The following is a 14,192-nucleotide window of genomic DNA, read 5'->3' as shown; positions in this document are numbered from 1 at the left end:
TCTTATTTGATGCTCAAACTAAGCACTGGAATATCCGAATGATTGACGGTATCTTCGGTCATGCTACCCATGAAAAAGTGGGCCAGTCCTCGGCGTTGATGCGTACCCATCACAATCAAATCCGCATGGTTCTGGTGCGCAAAGTCCAGAATAGCATCTTCTTCATTGAAAACTTCAGTGTCAGACACAAACAGGTTTGCATTTTTTAAGCCTGATTCTTTTACCAAAAAATCTTTTTGGGCTTCCATGGCCGCTGTGTTTTTGAAATGGCCAGGGTCATTGATGTACAGCAAAGACACCTCTCCGCTAAAAATTTTCTGTAAAGCTGCAAAAGCCTTAAAAGCTGGAAGCTGACTTTCTTTGAGTGTAGTGGGAAAAACAATTTTGCCAAACGATACTGCTGGAGAAGGCACGGCCAAAACGGGGCATTTTACCCGTCGAATCACTTTTTCAGTATTTGACCCTACGATAATTTCTTCCATTCCCGACACGCCGCGCGTTCCCATCACGACTAAATCAATGGCGTGGTCTTTCACAAAATCTTCGATAACACTTACCATCGGCCCCCCAATAACGGCCGTCTTAACTTTTACCCTCGCAAACTTTCCACTCTCGGCAATTTCGGCCAGTGTTTTTTTCAAGCTCTCCGTGACCATGTCCAAATACTCATCCTCGATGGCTTTATCATAGAGATAATACTCCGCCAGCGGCGTTGCCGTCACCATTTTTTCGTTGGCGTGGAGCAACATTATTTCGGCATTTGTTTTAAAGGCTATATCGGCCGCCACTTCAAGGGCATTGTGCGCAAAGCCTGAGAAGTCAGTAGGAACTAATATCTTTTTCATTGCAGTACATCGGTTGATTTAAAAATGATAGTAAATGTACATTTACAACGAAGTTCAAATGCTGACAAAAATCAAGACAACTGACTGATTTACATCAACTAATCACTTTTCATCGGAAAATATGTCACCAACCTGATGTCTATCAATCAATCTCTGCTTAATTTTGGTAACCAATATCCATTTAACAAAACCATCGATGAACCTTTTCAAAATAAGTTGGGCCAATCTCAAAGATAAAAAGCTGAACAGTTTTCTAAGCGCACTCCTGATGACGCTCGGAATCGGTATTATTTCGATGTTATTGTTGCTGAACAAGCAGTTGGACGAGCAGTTTCGCCGCAACATCAAAGGGATTGATATGGTCGTGGGGGCCAAAGGCAGCCCGCTACAACTGATTTTATCGAGTATTTATCAAATCGACTCCCCTACGGGCAATGTGTCGCTCGACGAAGCTCAACGGGTGATGAAAAACCCACTGGTCAAAACGGCCATTCCGTTGGCGATGGGGGATAACTATATGTCGTATCGGATTGTGGGAACAAACCCAAAATACCCCAATCATTTTGAAGCTAAAGTAAAAGAAGGCCGACTTTTTTCGACCACAATGGAAGCGACCGTGGGGGCCAAAGCCGCAAGTGTGACAGGCTTAAAAATCGGCGATACTTTTTCGGGAGCACACGGTTTTGACAACATGGATGATGTCCATGGCAACAAAAAATACAAAGTAGTTGGTATTTTCGAAACCAATAATTCCGTGATCGACCAGCTTATTTTAACCGATATTTCGAGCGTGTGGTCTATTCACGAGCACGCCGATGAGCCGGGTAAGGGCGCCAACGTAACCGATATGCTCACGGGAGGCGATTCTATCCAAACCGACGAGCCAAGTCAAGAAATCACCAGCCTGTTGGTAAAATTCAGGAATCCAATGGGCATGGTAGCCTTACCACGATTTATTAATGAAAACACCAAAATGCAGGCCGCTTCGGTGGCTTTTGAAATCAATCGTTTGTTTTCATTATTGGGCATCGGCATTGATACCCTACGCGCTATTGCGCTGATTATCATTCTCATTGCGGGCGTGAGTGTTTTTATTTCGCTCTATAATTCACTGAAAGAACGTAAATACGAAATGGCCCTGATGCTTTCGATGGGTGCCACCCGCACCAAACTTTTTGTGATGTTATTACTGGAAGGAATTATGTTGGCACTGGTAGGCTACGGCGCAGGAGTTTTGCTCAGTCGCGTGGGGCTATGGCTATTCAGTCGGGCGGCTGAGTCGGATTATCACTATTCTTTTGCCGATTTTAGTCTTCTACCCGAAGAAATTATGCTTCTAGGCGGCGCTATATTGATTGGAATTTTAGCGGCGGCCATTCCTTCATTGGGCATCTATCGCATCAATTTGTCGCGGACATTGGCCGAAGAATAAAGCATTACACTTAAGACCGCTGGTTGGTAAAATGCCCATCAGCGGTTTCCTTTCATTTAATAGGACATCCTAAATCCTGGTGTAAACTCTTTACTTCTTGCCCGAAAAACACGGCTGACTGACGGTCAAATGCCTCGGTCGAATCCGTGGTATAAAATGTCCGTTCGCCATTTTTACTGCATTTAGCTTCCAGTTCGGGGTGGCGTTGAAGGTAATCCGTCAAACTGTGCGCCACAATTTCGGCTTGATTGATGATGCGAATAGACGCCGGCAAAAACTGCCGTATCTTCTTGATTAGCAACGGATAATGCGTACATCCCAACAAAATAGCATCAATATAGGGCGACTGCGCCAGTAAATGCTCAACGTGCTTTTTGACAAAATAATCTGCTCCATTACTGTCAAATTCCCCATTTTCAATCAATGGTACCCACATTGGGCAAGCTTCCTGCACTACGTGTATGCCTGGGAAAAATTTCTTTATTTCAACCAAATACGATTCTGACAAGACCGTACCCGCCGTGGCAAAAATTCCGATATGCTGCGTATCGGTAAATGTTCCAATCACTTCTGTAGTCGGCCGAATAACGCCTAAAACCCTCCTATCAGGAGCAATATGCGGCAAATCCAGTTGCTGAATATTACGTAAGGCTTTGGCTGAAGCCGTATTGCACGCTAAAATGACCAAATGGCAGCCTTTCGAAAAAAGATGTTTGACGCATTCGATTGTATAATGATACACTGTATCAAACGAGCGCGTGCCGTAAGGCGCACGGGCATTATCACCCAAATATAAGTAGTCGTACTGCGGCAATTGCTTAACTAACTCTCTTAAAATTGTTAAGCCGCCATAACCCGAATCAAATACCCCAATCGGCCCCTGCATTGATGTTGATTTAAAGTGGTTACCAAGATACTGTTTTTAAATATTCTGCCACAAATAGCCCGCAATACGTGCCAATGGCATTTCCCAAAGCACCCACCAAAATTCCTGGCAGGTACAAATCGGGACGATTCAAGCTTTTGGATAAAGCCAATGCCGACGCAGAACCTCCGATATTGGCTTGTGAAGCGATTGATAACACATCCCAATCCTGTTTTAAAAGCGCCCCAATTCCGAAGATGACCAGTGCGTGAATCACAATCAATGTGCTTACAAAAACCATCATGCTAATGGCCAAAGGTCCGTCTTTGAGCAAGGCCTCAATATCGCAAAAAGCGCCGATGACCGCTAAAAATAAATAGATAAAAAACATCGCCAATACCTTCATTCCCCGTAAACGCTGTACTACTGGAAGTTGGGCCAATGCCAGCGCCAACGTTGTTAAAATAAGGATTTGAGGCACCTGTGGTATCAACGCCGCCAATTGTTTTGATACATACAGCCCTGCTGCTCCCATCCCCACCAGAATAGCCAAATCTTGTGGATTGAAAGTTTCAACATCACTTACTTGCGCCGAAGCCTCTTTTTCAAACTGTTGTGCCTGCTCGGCCGTATGATTATATTCAATGCGTCGCGGAAAATAACGATTTAGAAACTGAGGTAATAGTAATGTCGCCACCATCCATAAAGCCGTTAAGATATTATCCACTGCCACCGCTGCGGCATACACATTCCCTTCTTTATTAACTTCGTAATGCAGCGCCAATGCGTTGAAATTGGTACTTCCACCAATGTAAGTTCCGGTAAACATTCCTCCCAACGCATAATAAAACTCCCCAAAACCTTTGGGACCTGAAATGGCCCAAATACCAGCAATAACGCCCAACATGGTTCCCGCTGTTCCCAGAAAAAAGCTAAAAATCATAGGTGTGCCCGCCTTTTTCAATCCTTTCAGATTAACCGTCAATAGTAAATAGAATATCGAAATCGGCGCGAGATAAGTAAAAATGCCGTCGTAAATCGGCGGTGAATTGGTTGAAGCTGGAATTAAGCCTAGGTTGGACGTAATCGCGGTCAATATAATGACGATGAGCGCCGTACCCATGTGACGCAGGTACGGCAGACGTGCCAATCGTTCGGAAATGATGATATTGACCATCAATACCGCCAAAATAGGCAGTGAATCTTGAAATAAAGGCATAGTAGGTTAAGGAATGGGTAAATAGCTGATGCAATTTATCATTTCTTATCGCATTTGCACTATCGTAACCCCCGCTCCTCCGCGATCTGGATGTTCATCCTGCATTTTTCCTACCTGCTTATATGATTTTAAGTGATTACGAACCAATTGACGCAAAATACCGTCGCCTTTTCCGTGTACAATCCGCAACTCATTAAAACCAAGCATCAGGGCATTGCTCAAAAAGTCGTCTAGTTCGACAATGGCTTCTTCTCCGCGTTTGCCTCTAATATCGAGATTGAAGCTAAAATTCATCATCTTTTCGTTGATGTCAATTCCGCCCACGCCCGTTCTTATGCCGGCGCCCGCGCCTTTTTCTCCCGTTGCTTCTTTGAAGGCTTTTTTGGAGACTTTTTCCAAGCGATTCAATTTCACATTGGACTTTAAATCGCCGATTCGAATCTCCACATCTTTGCCTTTCATGGCCAGCACTTCACCCACGGTAGCCTGTCCTTTGATACGTACAAAACTCCCAACGGCGATTTCTCCCCCTTCGGGAATAAATTCCTCGCGCTCGGGTTCCGCAACCGCTTCAATTTTCAACTCCTGCTTTTCAAACTGCTCCAGTTCCTGCCGTATCTGTTTTGTGGTATCGCGTTCGGCTTTGTTTTCCTTTATTTCTCGAATGGTACTTTCGATGCGCTGATTGGCCGTAGCCAACAGTTGCTTGGCTTTTTGCTTGGCATCGTTGATGATTTTCTTTTGGTCATTGTCCAAGCGTGTCTGCAAGGCTGTCGTTTCGACCAATTGCTGGGCCAGTTTTCGCTCCTTGATTCCTATTTCAATGTTCTTTTCTGAAAACACTTTTTTCTCAATGTCCAACTCTTTCAACAATTTCTCGAAATTGACCTGCTGCGTACCTAATTTACCCTTAGCCCGTTCAATAACTGACTTAGGAAGGCCGATTTTGGTCGCAATCTCAAACGCAAAACTACTGCCCGGTTTGCCGATTTCGAGTTGATACAACGGCTCCAAATGTTCTCCATCATAACGCATTGCCCCGTTCACCAAGCCCTGCGTTTTATCGGCGTAGGTTTTGAGGTTGGTATAGTGCGTATTAATTACACCAAAGGCACCCGACTTGGTCAAATCTTCCAATATTGCTTCAGCAACTGCCCCGCCCAAGCTTGGCTCGGTTCCTGTTCCAAATTCGTCAATTAAAAAAAGCGTACGTTTATGGGCAAATTGCAGGAAATGACGCATGTTGGTCAGGTGGCTGCTGTACGTACTCAAATCATTGTCCAAGCTTTGCTCATCCCCGATGTCAATAAATAAATTCTGAAACAACCCCACCGTAGAATCTTCACGCATGGGCACGAGCAGACCGCATTGAAGCATATATTGCACCAACCCAATCGTTTTCAATGCCACCGACTTTCCCCCTGCGTTTGGTCCAGAAATCACCAAAATGCGCTGATTTTGACGCAGTTCGATACCCAAAGGAACTACTTTTCGGCCTTGTTTCTGAAAAGACAAATACAACAATGGATGCCGTGCCATGCGCCAGTCAATCACGGGTTGATTCACAAAGGCGGGATTGACGGCCCCTAGCAGTGACGCAAACTTAGCTTTGGCACGAATAAAATCTACCATCCCCAAAAACTGACAAGCTTTTTGCAAATCAGGCAAATGCGGCCGAATTTGATTGGCCAGTTGAATCAAAATACGGTTAATCTCTCGTCGTTCGGCATATTCTAATTCTTTGATTTCGTTGTTGGCGTCCAACACATCGGCGGGCTCAATGAACAGCGTTTGCCCTGTCGACGATTCATCGTGCACAAAGCCTTTTAATTTTCGCTTGTGTTCGGCTGAAATCGGAATTACCATTCGGCCATTACGTACCGTTAAGGATACATCATCGCCTACCCAACCGCTACTTTTGGCGTGCTTGAGCATTGAATCCAGCTTTTTACGTACACCAGCCGCTTCTGAAATCAATCGACGACGGATATCCGCCAACTCGGGCGAGGCATTATCACGAATTTGCCCACGATCATCAATGATGCGATCGATGGCATCACTGACCGATTTTTCCACTTTGACGTTACCTGCCAATTCAGTTAAAAAAGGAAACCGTCCTTCTTCCTGATCGGCCAGAAACTTCAAAACTTGTCGAATGGTGCGGAGCGAAAGTTTCAAATCAAAAAACTCATCCAACGACAAAACCATGCCTTCCACCCGCATTTTATCCAAAGCGGGGGTAGCATCCAAATAATTTTGGGAAGGAAACTCGCCCGTCGATTCTTCAAGAATGGCTTTCATCTCGGCAGTTTGACGGGTCAATTTATCAATCACGGCGAAATTATCCGAAAAGCGAATCTTCTGCACAAAAGCCCGCCCGAGTGGGCTTAGGCACAACTCACTCAATTGTTCGCGAATGCGGTCAAATCCTAATTTTTGTTCTAAATCTTGCGGGTATAGCATTGTCATTCAACATAAGGCCTTGAACATTTATCAAAATGTATAGCCAATGCTAAATGACAAATGTTCAACGAAAAGTTCCCACAAAGGTAGTCACTATACAATCAAGTATTGTTAAACCCACGGTTACTACTTAATTTTACGACCAAAACTCACCCACAGACTCCACTTTTGACGGTGGATTACCCACTAAATTCATGTTTCATATCATTCCCGCCATAGACCTTATTGAAGGCAAATGTGTACGCCTAACCCAAGGTGATTACGAACAAAAAAAAATTTACAATGAGCATCCGTTGGAAGTTGCTATGCAGTTTGAGGATGCGGGACTTACTCGCCTACACCTTGTTGATTTGGACGGGGCCAAGGCTAAAAAAGTAATCAATTGGAAAGTTTTGGAAACCATTGCCACCAAAACCAAACTTCATGTCGATTTTGGCGGAGGCGTTCAGTCAGAGGATGATTTACGAGTAGTATTTGAATCAGGAGCCAAACAGGTAACGGGTGGGAGTATTGCTGTAAAAAATCCCGATTTATTTGAAAAATGGCTTTCAAATTACGGCGGTGACAAAATCATTCTAGGTGCCGATGCCCGCAATGAGCGCGTAGCCGTCAGCGGGTGGGAGGAAGGTACGGAGCTATGGGTCTATGATTTTGTACAAAAATGGATTGATAAAGGCGCACAGTATACTATAAGTACCGACGTAGCCAAAGACGGATTGCTGCAAGGTCCCTCGTTTGAATTGTACAAGAATATGCAGGACCAGTGCCCTGGCATACAAATCATTGCCAGCGGTGGCGTAAGCAACTTAGGCGATATTGAAATGTTATCCGAAATGAATCTTTTTGGCGTAATTGTTGGCAAAGCCATTTATGAAGGCAAAGTAACGTTGGCAGAGCTGCAACGATGGTCTATTAAGTAATTTTTCATGTATAAATTACTTAAAAAATAAATTCTGTTTATGCAAAACAATTTGGTTGTACAATTTTTTCTTGGTTAAGTGTAATACAGACAATAATTCTGGATTCCAAAGAATACTCGGAATTATATTTGGTGTTTCCTTTACACTTTAAAAAAAATTTGGCAAACGCTTGCACAATAAATTTTTATTGTTTTATCTTTGGGTCATAAAGTTAAGACGCAAAATAATTTTCTTCAACCAAAACAACGAGGGGCTACAATATCGAAACAAAGATTTACGTTAACTAATTGTACATACTGAAATGGAAAAGTACCAAGTTAGCGACAGTGATCTGGTTTCATTGTACGTTCATGGCAACGAAAAAGCCTTTGAAAAACTCGTTCAGCGTCACAAGTCCAAGATTTACACCACTATTTATTTGATTGTTAAAGATCAGTACGTAGCTGAGGATTTAATGCAGGATAGCTTCGTTAAAGCTGTTGAAACGCTTAAATCTGGTAAGTATAACGATGAGGGCAAGTTTTTGCCGTGGATACTGAGAATTGCTCACAATTTGGCTATTGACCATTTTCGGCGCGACAAACGCTACCCCGAGATAGTGTTTGAAGACGGAAGCAACGTGTTTAATACGTTAGACTTTTCGGAGGACTCGATCGAGTCACTTCAGATTCGTCAAGAAACGCATGAACACCTACGCGAACTGATTCAACGATTGCCTGACCCTCAGCGGGAAGTGCTCATTATGCGGCACTACGAAGACATGAGTTTTCAGGAAATTGCAGATGCCACAGGAGTGAGTATCAACACGGCTTTGGGGAGAATGCGTTACGCGCTGATTAATTTGCGAAAGCAACTCAGCAAACGCGTTCCTATATATGATACAAACGTTTACCCCAGATGATGTCATTCGGTATGTTTATGAAGAAACAACCGATGAAGAAAACACGCTCATTGAAGATGCCTTAATCGGCGACCAAGAGCTGTTGGAATTTTATCTCGATACACTTGAGATAAAAAGCCTAATGACCAAAATTGAACGTGCGCCCTCAAACCGCGCAGTTTCAAACATTCTGGAGTATTCGCGAAACTATACAGGCAGTCAATCTGTGGCATAATTGCCAACGATTGACTGCTTTTTGTTTGCGAATTACTCTTTGCTTCCCTTCTGTTGAGGGAGATGATGTTTTTTCAGTTCGTCGTCTATCACTCCATAGCATTTGTCTCTTAAAGATACAACATCTTGAGGAGTTAGGCCGACTGTTGGTATTGCTTCGTGTACTATCGCCTGCATTGGAAAACGATGCATTCGGATAGGATGTACGTCTGGTAAAATTTTGTAGTTTGTCAGCAGACTGATCGGAACAATCGGTACTTGCTGCTGAATAGCCATCTTAAATGCGCCATCCATAAAAGGTTGATGCATTTGAGGTGGCTGTTTTGCCTTAATCCCCCCTTCGGGAAAAACCACAATACTTCTTCCCTGTGCCAAGGTTTTGATGGCCCGATTCAGCGACGAGACCCGGCTTTGGGTACTTTCGCGCTTGACCTGAATGTGCAAATGCTGGAACATATAGCCAAAAAGGGGAATGTCCTTAACATCGGCTTTGCCAACAAATGCAAAATAATGTTCTACAATAACGCCCATTACTGCAATATCCAAATACGAAAAATGATTGGCGCAAAAAACGTAGGCTTGTTTTGGAGCAAGCTGACCCCGATATTCTATCTCAAACCTAATCCCTGCCAATGGAAAAAACAATTGTCCCCAAAGTCGGTTTATCCGGTGCGCGTACAGCTTCCATTCTTTTCGTTGTAGGCAGATATACGTGAATGGAAACAGAAGCAAAAAAATGAGAATCAACCAAAAAAAACACCAAATTGTATAAATAACTTTCATTGCGTAAAAACGAAAAAATGTAAAAGTATTTGCCGAATATTGAACATTGTATTCGATTTGACAAACACTGGTGTAAATAAGTTAATCTCTTTATAATCATGAAAAAAGTCGTATTCCATCACTTCGGTAAACCAGCAGATATTTTAAACGCTGAAAATGCAGAAACCCCCACTCCCGGGCCTGACGAAGTCCTCATCAAAGTTTTGGCCAGCCCCATCAATCCTTCCGATATTATGTTTGTACAAAACCTGTACGGGATTCGCCCGCATTTGCCGTCAGGAGCAGGATTTGAAGGGGTAGGAATTGTGGAAGCCGTAGGCACTAATGCCAAAATTGCCGTTGGTACACGCGTAAGCTTTACAGGGATTGGGGCTTGGAGTGAGTACATCGTCACCAACCATCGAACGTTAATTCCTGTTCCAGATGCCATGAACGATGAAACCGCCGCCCAATTGTTCGTGAATCCATTCACGGCCGTAGCCATGGTAGAAGACTCGGGCGTGAAAGAAGGCGAATGGCTCATGATTACGGCCTGTACTTCGGCCTTAGGAAAAATGGTCATCCAAATCTGTAAAATGCGCGGCATCAAAACCATTGGCACAGTACGCCGCAATGACCATAATGACGAACTAAAAGCACTCGGAGTAGATGAAATTATCAATACCGCCGAAGAAAACCTCCCTAAACGCGTACAGCACATCACCAACTACGAAGGCGTGCGAGCGGTCTTGGAATGCGTGGGAGGCGACACCGCAAGCGAAGCAGTAAAATGCATGGGGCGCGGCGCTATCATGCTCATTTATGGCGTTTTAAGCCTTCAAGACCCTAAAATAAATATCGGCCTGATGATTTTCCGCGAGCTGACCCTGAAGGGCTTCTGGCTTACAGATTGGATGCGACGGGTGGATGGAACTACGCGTCAAAAGGTATCGCAGGAGGTGATTACGTTATTGTCTACTGGGCAGGTTCAAATGCCGATTGAGGCTATTTATAGTCTGGACGAAATCAAAGCCGCCGTTACCCATGCCGACGCCCACGGTCGCTGGGGAAAGGTACTTTTGAAGCCGTAAGCAATCGCCCCCTGTCAGAGGGTGTATTTTGCTACTCTGACAGGGACGATTTTCACATTAACACAAAAGAGCTTCGGTTGAATGCGGCAAAACAACCCAGTCCGTTTTTGATGTTTGAAGGGATTAATGACGGCTCCGCAAAGGGATTATTTCGGTCAAACGCTTGCACTGCACGATGATAATCATAATAGGTTTTCTCACAATTAAGCAGCGTCAACTCGACATACTTGACCTTAAAAACCAACATTGAGCCAGGATAATTATACAGCCTAGTGCGCGCAGTACTGGATACCATTTCTTTGCCGTCGGCACTGGCATCCGTTGAAAATGCCCCCAAACGATTGTTCTCCCAAAAATTCAGGTCTTGAATGGATGGGATGACAGTAAACACATTGGGGCTTGTTTGAACGGTCTGGTTTTGAAACACATAGCCTCCTACCCGATAATAATTTTCTTGTCCCGCAATGTCGCGCCAAACAATACGATAAAGATATTCTTTAGGTGGCACATAGTTAGGGTTACTTGGATCCATCATCTTAGAATCCACAGAATCTTGTTTTATTTCCTGAATAGCTACGGCTTGGGGGACTGTACATTGGGCTTCGGCGGTTTGGCCGCCTCTTTCTACTTTTAGTTCATACGTTTGGCCTTCCAAAATCGGCATTATGGTAGCTTTAATACTGTATGTACCTGTTTTGGAATCAAATGGCAACGTCATGCTTTTCCCTTGGTTTGAGAGCGTGACAACTGCGTCGTTTAATGATATCGGCGACCCATTCAGCCAATAAGGTGAATTATTGCCCCCAATCAATTGACTACTGTAATAAACGTTGATGCTTATCGTGGTATCCTGCGGTGATAGATAACCATGAACCACCAATTTGCTATCACTGCGCGGTAGGCGGTCAGGGTCTACGTCATTGACGAGGGTTTCGCAAGAAAAAAGGCTGATTGAGCAAATCGCCAAGAAGACTAAAATGGTATTTTTCATGGCGTTTAAAATTTAAAGTTATAACTCAACGTGGGTACAATCGGGAAAATAGAAATACGTTGTAGCACCGTCTCTGTTTTTACATATTTTCCGTTGGCATCAAACACCTGACGGGAAGTAAGATTGTAGAAAAAAGGATTTCGACGATTGTAGAGGTTATAGACGCTCAATTCCCAGGTTCGCTCGTGATGCCTTTTTTTCTTATGAAACTGTAAACTTAAATCAAAGCGATGGTAAGGCTCGGCGCGAAAACTGTTTTTGGGCCCATAATCGCTCACACTCCATCCACCACCAAACGACCTATAAACAACCGACGAAGCATTGATATTTTGACCGTATTGCACTTGTGGATTTAGATTATGCGGATAAGCTATATAATTGCTCTGGGGCAATGTGAGGGCATTGCCAGTGCCATAGACCCACGTACCCGAAAGCGTAATACGGGGGCTAAATTCATAAATCCCCACAACGGATAAATCATGTCGGCGGTCATAACGGGGATAAAATGTTTGTCCGAAATTAAGTTCAGCAAATTTCCATTGCGTCCACGAAAGGGTGTAGCCAATCCAACCCGAAAGTTTGCCCGTTTTTTTCTGTAATAACACTTCTGCCCCATACGACCAACCACGCCCGCTGGTGATATTTTCATCCCAACGAACTTTTTCAGCACTTGAGGGGTCATCAATCAACAAAAAGCTAGAACCTTCTTTATAGTTGACGATATTGTTCATGGTTTTGTAATACCCTTCCAACGTCAGCGCCAAACCTTGTTTTTCAAAATCCTTGGCAAAACCCGCCGCCACTTGACTCGATTGCTGCGGTGCAATTTTGGCCGTACTCGGCACCCACAAATCCGTAGGCAGGCCGATACCAGTGTTAGACAGTAAGTGAATGTACTGATTCATACGGGCATACGACGCCTTGAACGACAAATCAGGGCGCAACATCAGGGCGGTCGAAATGCGAGGTTCTGGTCGAAAATAATTGTGGTTTTCTGCGCTGAAATGGCTCAATCTTAAGCCAGCATTCATTTTGAGCCAACGATTAGGCTTCCAAGTATCTTCGGCATAGATGCCCGATTCAACGTTGTTGAGGGCCTCTACTTCGGTTTTGAATTGATTAATATCTGAATTTTTGACCACTACGGCGCTCGGTGTAAAACGGTGTAATGTGGTCACCACGCCAAAACGTAGGGCATGTTGAGGATTGGGAAAATAATCAACGTCGTACTTTAGCCCCCAATCCCTTACCCCTGAGGTATAGCGCAGCTCAAACTCGTTTTCTGTATTATTAAACCTTTCACTTTCTTTGGCATAAATCTGAAATTTGTAGTTGCTAAAAATCAACGAAGCGTTGGAAAACAGTTTCTCACTAAATAGGTGATTCCAGCGCAGCGTACCAGTCGCATTGCCCCAATTCAATCCCCCTTCACTGCCAGAAGATGCGTTTTTTTCGCGAAAGAAAAAACGATCTTTTCCAAAATAGCCACTGGCGTATATTTTGTTCTTTTGTCCAAAATCATAGTTAAATTTGGCATTGAGGTCGTAGAAATAATAGCCTCCCATCGTGTTGTCGTCGGTTTGGGCGGCAATGAGTGGGCGGGCCAATAAGTCCAAATACGTACGTCGCCCAGAAATTAGAAAAGATGACTTAGCCACGGCAACTCCTTTCTTTTTGATGGGCCCCTCGAGCGTTAAACGACTGGCAATCAACCCGCCGCCACCTTCGCCGTGCAGTTTTTCTTTGTTGCCTTCTTTCATATTCAACTCTACAACCGACGACAACCGCCCGCCAAATCGTGCGGGGAAGCCTCCTTTGGTCAGTTCGACGCTTTTGAGGGCGTCGCCGTTGAAAACGGAGAAAAATCCAAACAGGTGACTTACATTGTATACTGGCGCGTCGTCGAGAATTACCAAGTTTTGGTCGGGGCCACCGCCACGCACATAAATACCCGTTTGGCCTTCCGAGCCTTTTTGAACCCCGGGCATGAGTTGTAGCACGCGCAATACGTCCTTTTCACCCAAAAACGCGGGAATTTTCTTGATTTGTTGCACGGGAATATCAATCCGGCTCATTTGTGCCGTTTGGCTGACTTTGTCGGCCTCACGCCGCCCCAATACGACCACTTCATTCAGTTCTCGCCCGATAGCCGCCAACTGCACGTTAAGTTGGAGATTGCTGCGCAGCTTTACGGTACGGATTTCTGTGCCATAGCCAACAAATGAAAAAGCCAACGTAACGGAATCAGCCGCGGGAAGGGTAATAGAATAAAAGCCGTAGGTATTGGAGGTCGTGCCAGTGGTGGTATTGGGCAAATAAACGTTTACACCGATTAATTGCTCTTGGCTTCCGCTTTCGCGGATATAACCACTGACCGTAAAACGTGATTGAGCATAAACCGAAAATGTAAGCAGACTAAAAAATAAAATTAAACGCATGATATGGCTGTTCAGGTAATGAGTCGTAAGTTTGGCGGTTTAATGTATAACG

The 14,192-nt window shown here is 44.3% G+C and carries 12 protein-coding genes; 5 read left to right on the top strand and 7 right to left on the bottom strand.

All coding sequences use genetic code 11. From position 1 onward, the window contains the following. Window positions 1–2: 2 nt before the first annotated feature. Window positions 3–845 carry a universal stress protein gene (locus tag DVG78_RS13855; protein WP_114461670.1) on the bottom strand — a complete coding sequence of 281 codons (843 nt, stop codon included), beginning with the start codon at window positions 843–845 and terminating at the stop codon, window positions 3–5. Between the two features lie 196 nt (window positions 846–1,041). Between DVG78_RS13855 and DVG78_RS13850 the strand changes: the two genes are divergently transcribed. Then, window positions 1,042–2,277 (top strand): ABC transporter permease, encoded by a 1,236-nt coding sequence (locus DVG78_RS13850; RefSeq protein WP_114461669.1) that lies wholly within the window; start codon window positions 1,042–1,044, stop codon window positions 2,275–2,277. Window positions 2,278–2,329: 52 nt separating this feature from the next. On the opposite strand, the gene murI is transcribed toward DVG78_RS13850, so the two are convergent. The 3 genes from murI to DVG78_RS13835 are packed head-to-tail and all read right to left on the bottom strand — an operon-like array spanning window position 2,330 to window position 6,824. Then, on the bottom strand, window positions 2,330–3,163 hold the full coding sequence (gene murI / locus DVG78_RS13845) for a glutamate racemase (RefSeq protein ID WP_114461668.1): 834 nt from the start codon (window positions 3,161–3,163) through the stop codon (window positions 2,330–2,332). A gap of 19 nt (window positions 3,164–3,182) precedes the next feature. Next, window positions 3,183–4,361, bottom strand: a complete 1,179-nt coding sequence (locus DVG78_RS13840; RefSeq protein ID WP_114461667.1) for a DUF819 family protein — start codon at window positions 4,359–4,361, stop codon at window positions 3,183–3,185. A 45-nt stretch (window positions 4,362–4,406) separates the two neighbouring features. Next, complete coding sequence (locus tag DVG78_RS13835; RefSeq protein WP_114461666.1) at window positions 4,407–6,824, bottom strand: endonuclease MutS2; 2,418 nt, start codon at window positions 6,822–6,824, stop codon at window positions 4,407–4,409. Between the two features lie 194 nt (window positions 6,825–7,018). On the opposite strand from DVG78_RS13835, the gene hisA reads away from it, so the two are divergent. The 3 genes from hisA to DVG78_RS13820 all read left to right on the top strand — a co-directional run bounded on the left by hisA (window position 7,019) and on the right by DVG78_RS13820 (window position 8,859). Then, window positions 7,019–7,744 carry a 1-(5-phosphoribosyl)-5-[(5-phosphoribosylamino)methylideneamino]imidazole-4-carboxamide isomerase gene (gene hisA / locus DVG78_RS13830; protein WP_114461665.1) on the top strand — a complete coding sequence of 242 codons (726 nt, stop codon included), beginning with the start codon at window positions 7,019–7,021 and terminating at the stop codon, window positions 7,742–7,744. Between the two features lie 301 nt (window positions 7,745–8,045). Beyond that, window positions 8,046–8,645: an RNA polymerase sigma factor gene (locus tag DVG78_RS13825; RefSeq protein WP_114068450.1), complete on the top strand. Its 600-nt coding sequence runs from the start codon at window positions 8,046–8,048 to the stop codon at window positions 8,643–8,645. After that, complete coding sequence (locus DVG78_RS13820) at window positions 8,620–8,859, top strand: hypothetical protein (protein WP_114068449.1); 240 nt, start codon at window positions 8,620–8,622, stop codon at window positions 8,857–8,859. The genes DVG78_RS13825 and DVG78_RS13820 overlap by 26 nt, the downstream gene beginning before the upstream one ends. A 32-nt stretch (window positions 8,860–8,891) precedes the next feature. On the opposite strand, the gene DVG78_RS13815 is transcribed toward DVG78_RS13820, so the two are convergent. Continuing rightward, complete coding sequence (locus DVG78_RS13815) at window positions 8,892–9,590, bottom strand: lysophospholipid acyltransferase family protein (RefSeq protein ID WP_310589125.1); 699 nt, start codon at window positions 9,588–9,590, stop codon at window positions 8,892–8,894. Between the two features lie 149 nt (window positions 9,591–9,739). On the opposite strand from DVG78_RS13815, the gene DVG78_RS13810 reads away from it, so the two are divergent. Next, complete coding sequence (locus DVG78_RS13810) at window positions 9,740–10,711, top strand: zinc-dependent alcohol dehydrogenase family protein (RefSeq protein WP_114461663.1); 972 nt, start codon at window positions 9,740–9,742, stop codon at window positions 10,709–10,711. 52 nt (window positions 10,712–10,763) lie between these two features. On the opposite strand, the gene DVG78_RS13805 is transcribed toward DVG78_RS13810, so the two are convergent. Together DVG78_RS13805 and DVG78_RS13800 are read right to left on the bottom strand one after the other, a co-directional pair. Continuing rightward, window positions 10,764–11,702 carry a DUF4249 domain-containing protein gene (locus DVG78_RS13805; RefSeq protein ID WP_114461662.1) on the bottom strand — a complete coding sequence of 313 codons (939 nt, stop codon included), beginning with the start codon at window positions 11,700–11,702 and terminating at the stop codon, window positions 10,764–10,766. Window positions 11,703–11,707: 5 nt separating this feature from the next. Then, entirely contained in the window at window positions 11,708–14,140 is a 2,433-nt protein-coding gene (locus DVG78_RS13800; protein ID WP_114461661.1) for a TonB-dependent receptor, read from the bottom strand. Between the last annotated feature and the right edge of the window lie 52 nt (window positions 14,141–14,192).

It is taken from the genome of Runella aurantiaca, assembly GCF_003339505.1.
In the GTDB taxonomy this organism is placed as follows: Bacteria; Bacteroidota; Bacteroidia; order Cytophagales; family Spirosomataceae; genus Runella; species Runella aurantiaca.
Note: the sequence above shows the minus strand (reverse complement) of the source record. Positions and strands in the feature narration are given on the sequence as shown.

Excerpts from the sequence above, each read along its gene's own strand:
- DVG78_RS13810 (WP_114461663.1), top strand. The coding sequence starts at position 9,740 with ATGAAAAAAGTCGTATTCCATCACTTCGGTAAACCAGCAGATATTTTA.
- hisA (WP_114461665.1), top strand. The coding sequence starts at position 7,019 with ATGTTTCATATCATTCCCGCCATAGACCTTATTGAAGGCAAATGTGTA.
- DVG78_RS13850 (WP_114461669.1), top strand. The coding sequence starts at position 1,042 with ATGAACCTTTTCAAAATAAGTTGGGCCAATCTCAAAGATAAAAAGCTG.
- DVG78_RS13835 (WP_114461666.1), bottom strand. The coding sequence starts at position 6,824 with ATGCTATACCCGCAAGATTTAGAACAAAAATTAGGATTTGACCGCATT.
- DVG78_RS13855 (WP_114461670.1), bottom strand. The coding sequence starts at position 845 with ATGAAAAAGATATTAGTTCCTACTGACTTCTCAGGCTTTGCGCACAAT.
- murI (WP_114461668.1), bottom strand. The coding sequence starts at position 3,163 with ATGCAGGGGCCGATTGGGGTATTTGATTCGGGTTATGGCGGCTTAACA.
- DVG78_RS13800 (WP_114461661.1), bottom strand. The coding sequence starts at position 14,140 with ATGCGTTTAATTTTATTTTTTAGTCTGCTTACATTTTCGGTTTATGCT.
- DVG78_RS13805 (WP_114461662.1), bottom strand. The coding sequence starts at position 11,702 with ATGAAAAATACCATTTTAGTCTTCTTGGCGATTTGCTCAATCAGCCTT.
- DVG78_RS13820 (WP_114068449.1), top strand. The coding sequence starts at position 8,620 with ATGATACAAACGTTTACCCCAGATGATGTCATTCGGTATGTTTATGAA.
- DVG78_RS13840 (WP_114461667.1), bottom strand. The coding sequence starts at position 4,361 with ATGCCTTTATTTCAAGATTCACTGCCTATTTTGGCGGTATTGATGGTC.
- DVG78_RS13825 (WP_114068450.1), top strand. The coding sequence starts at position 8,046 with ATGGAAAAGTACCAAGTTAGCGACAGTGATCTGGTTTCATTGTACGTT.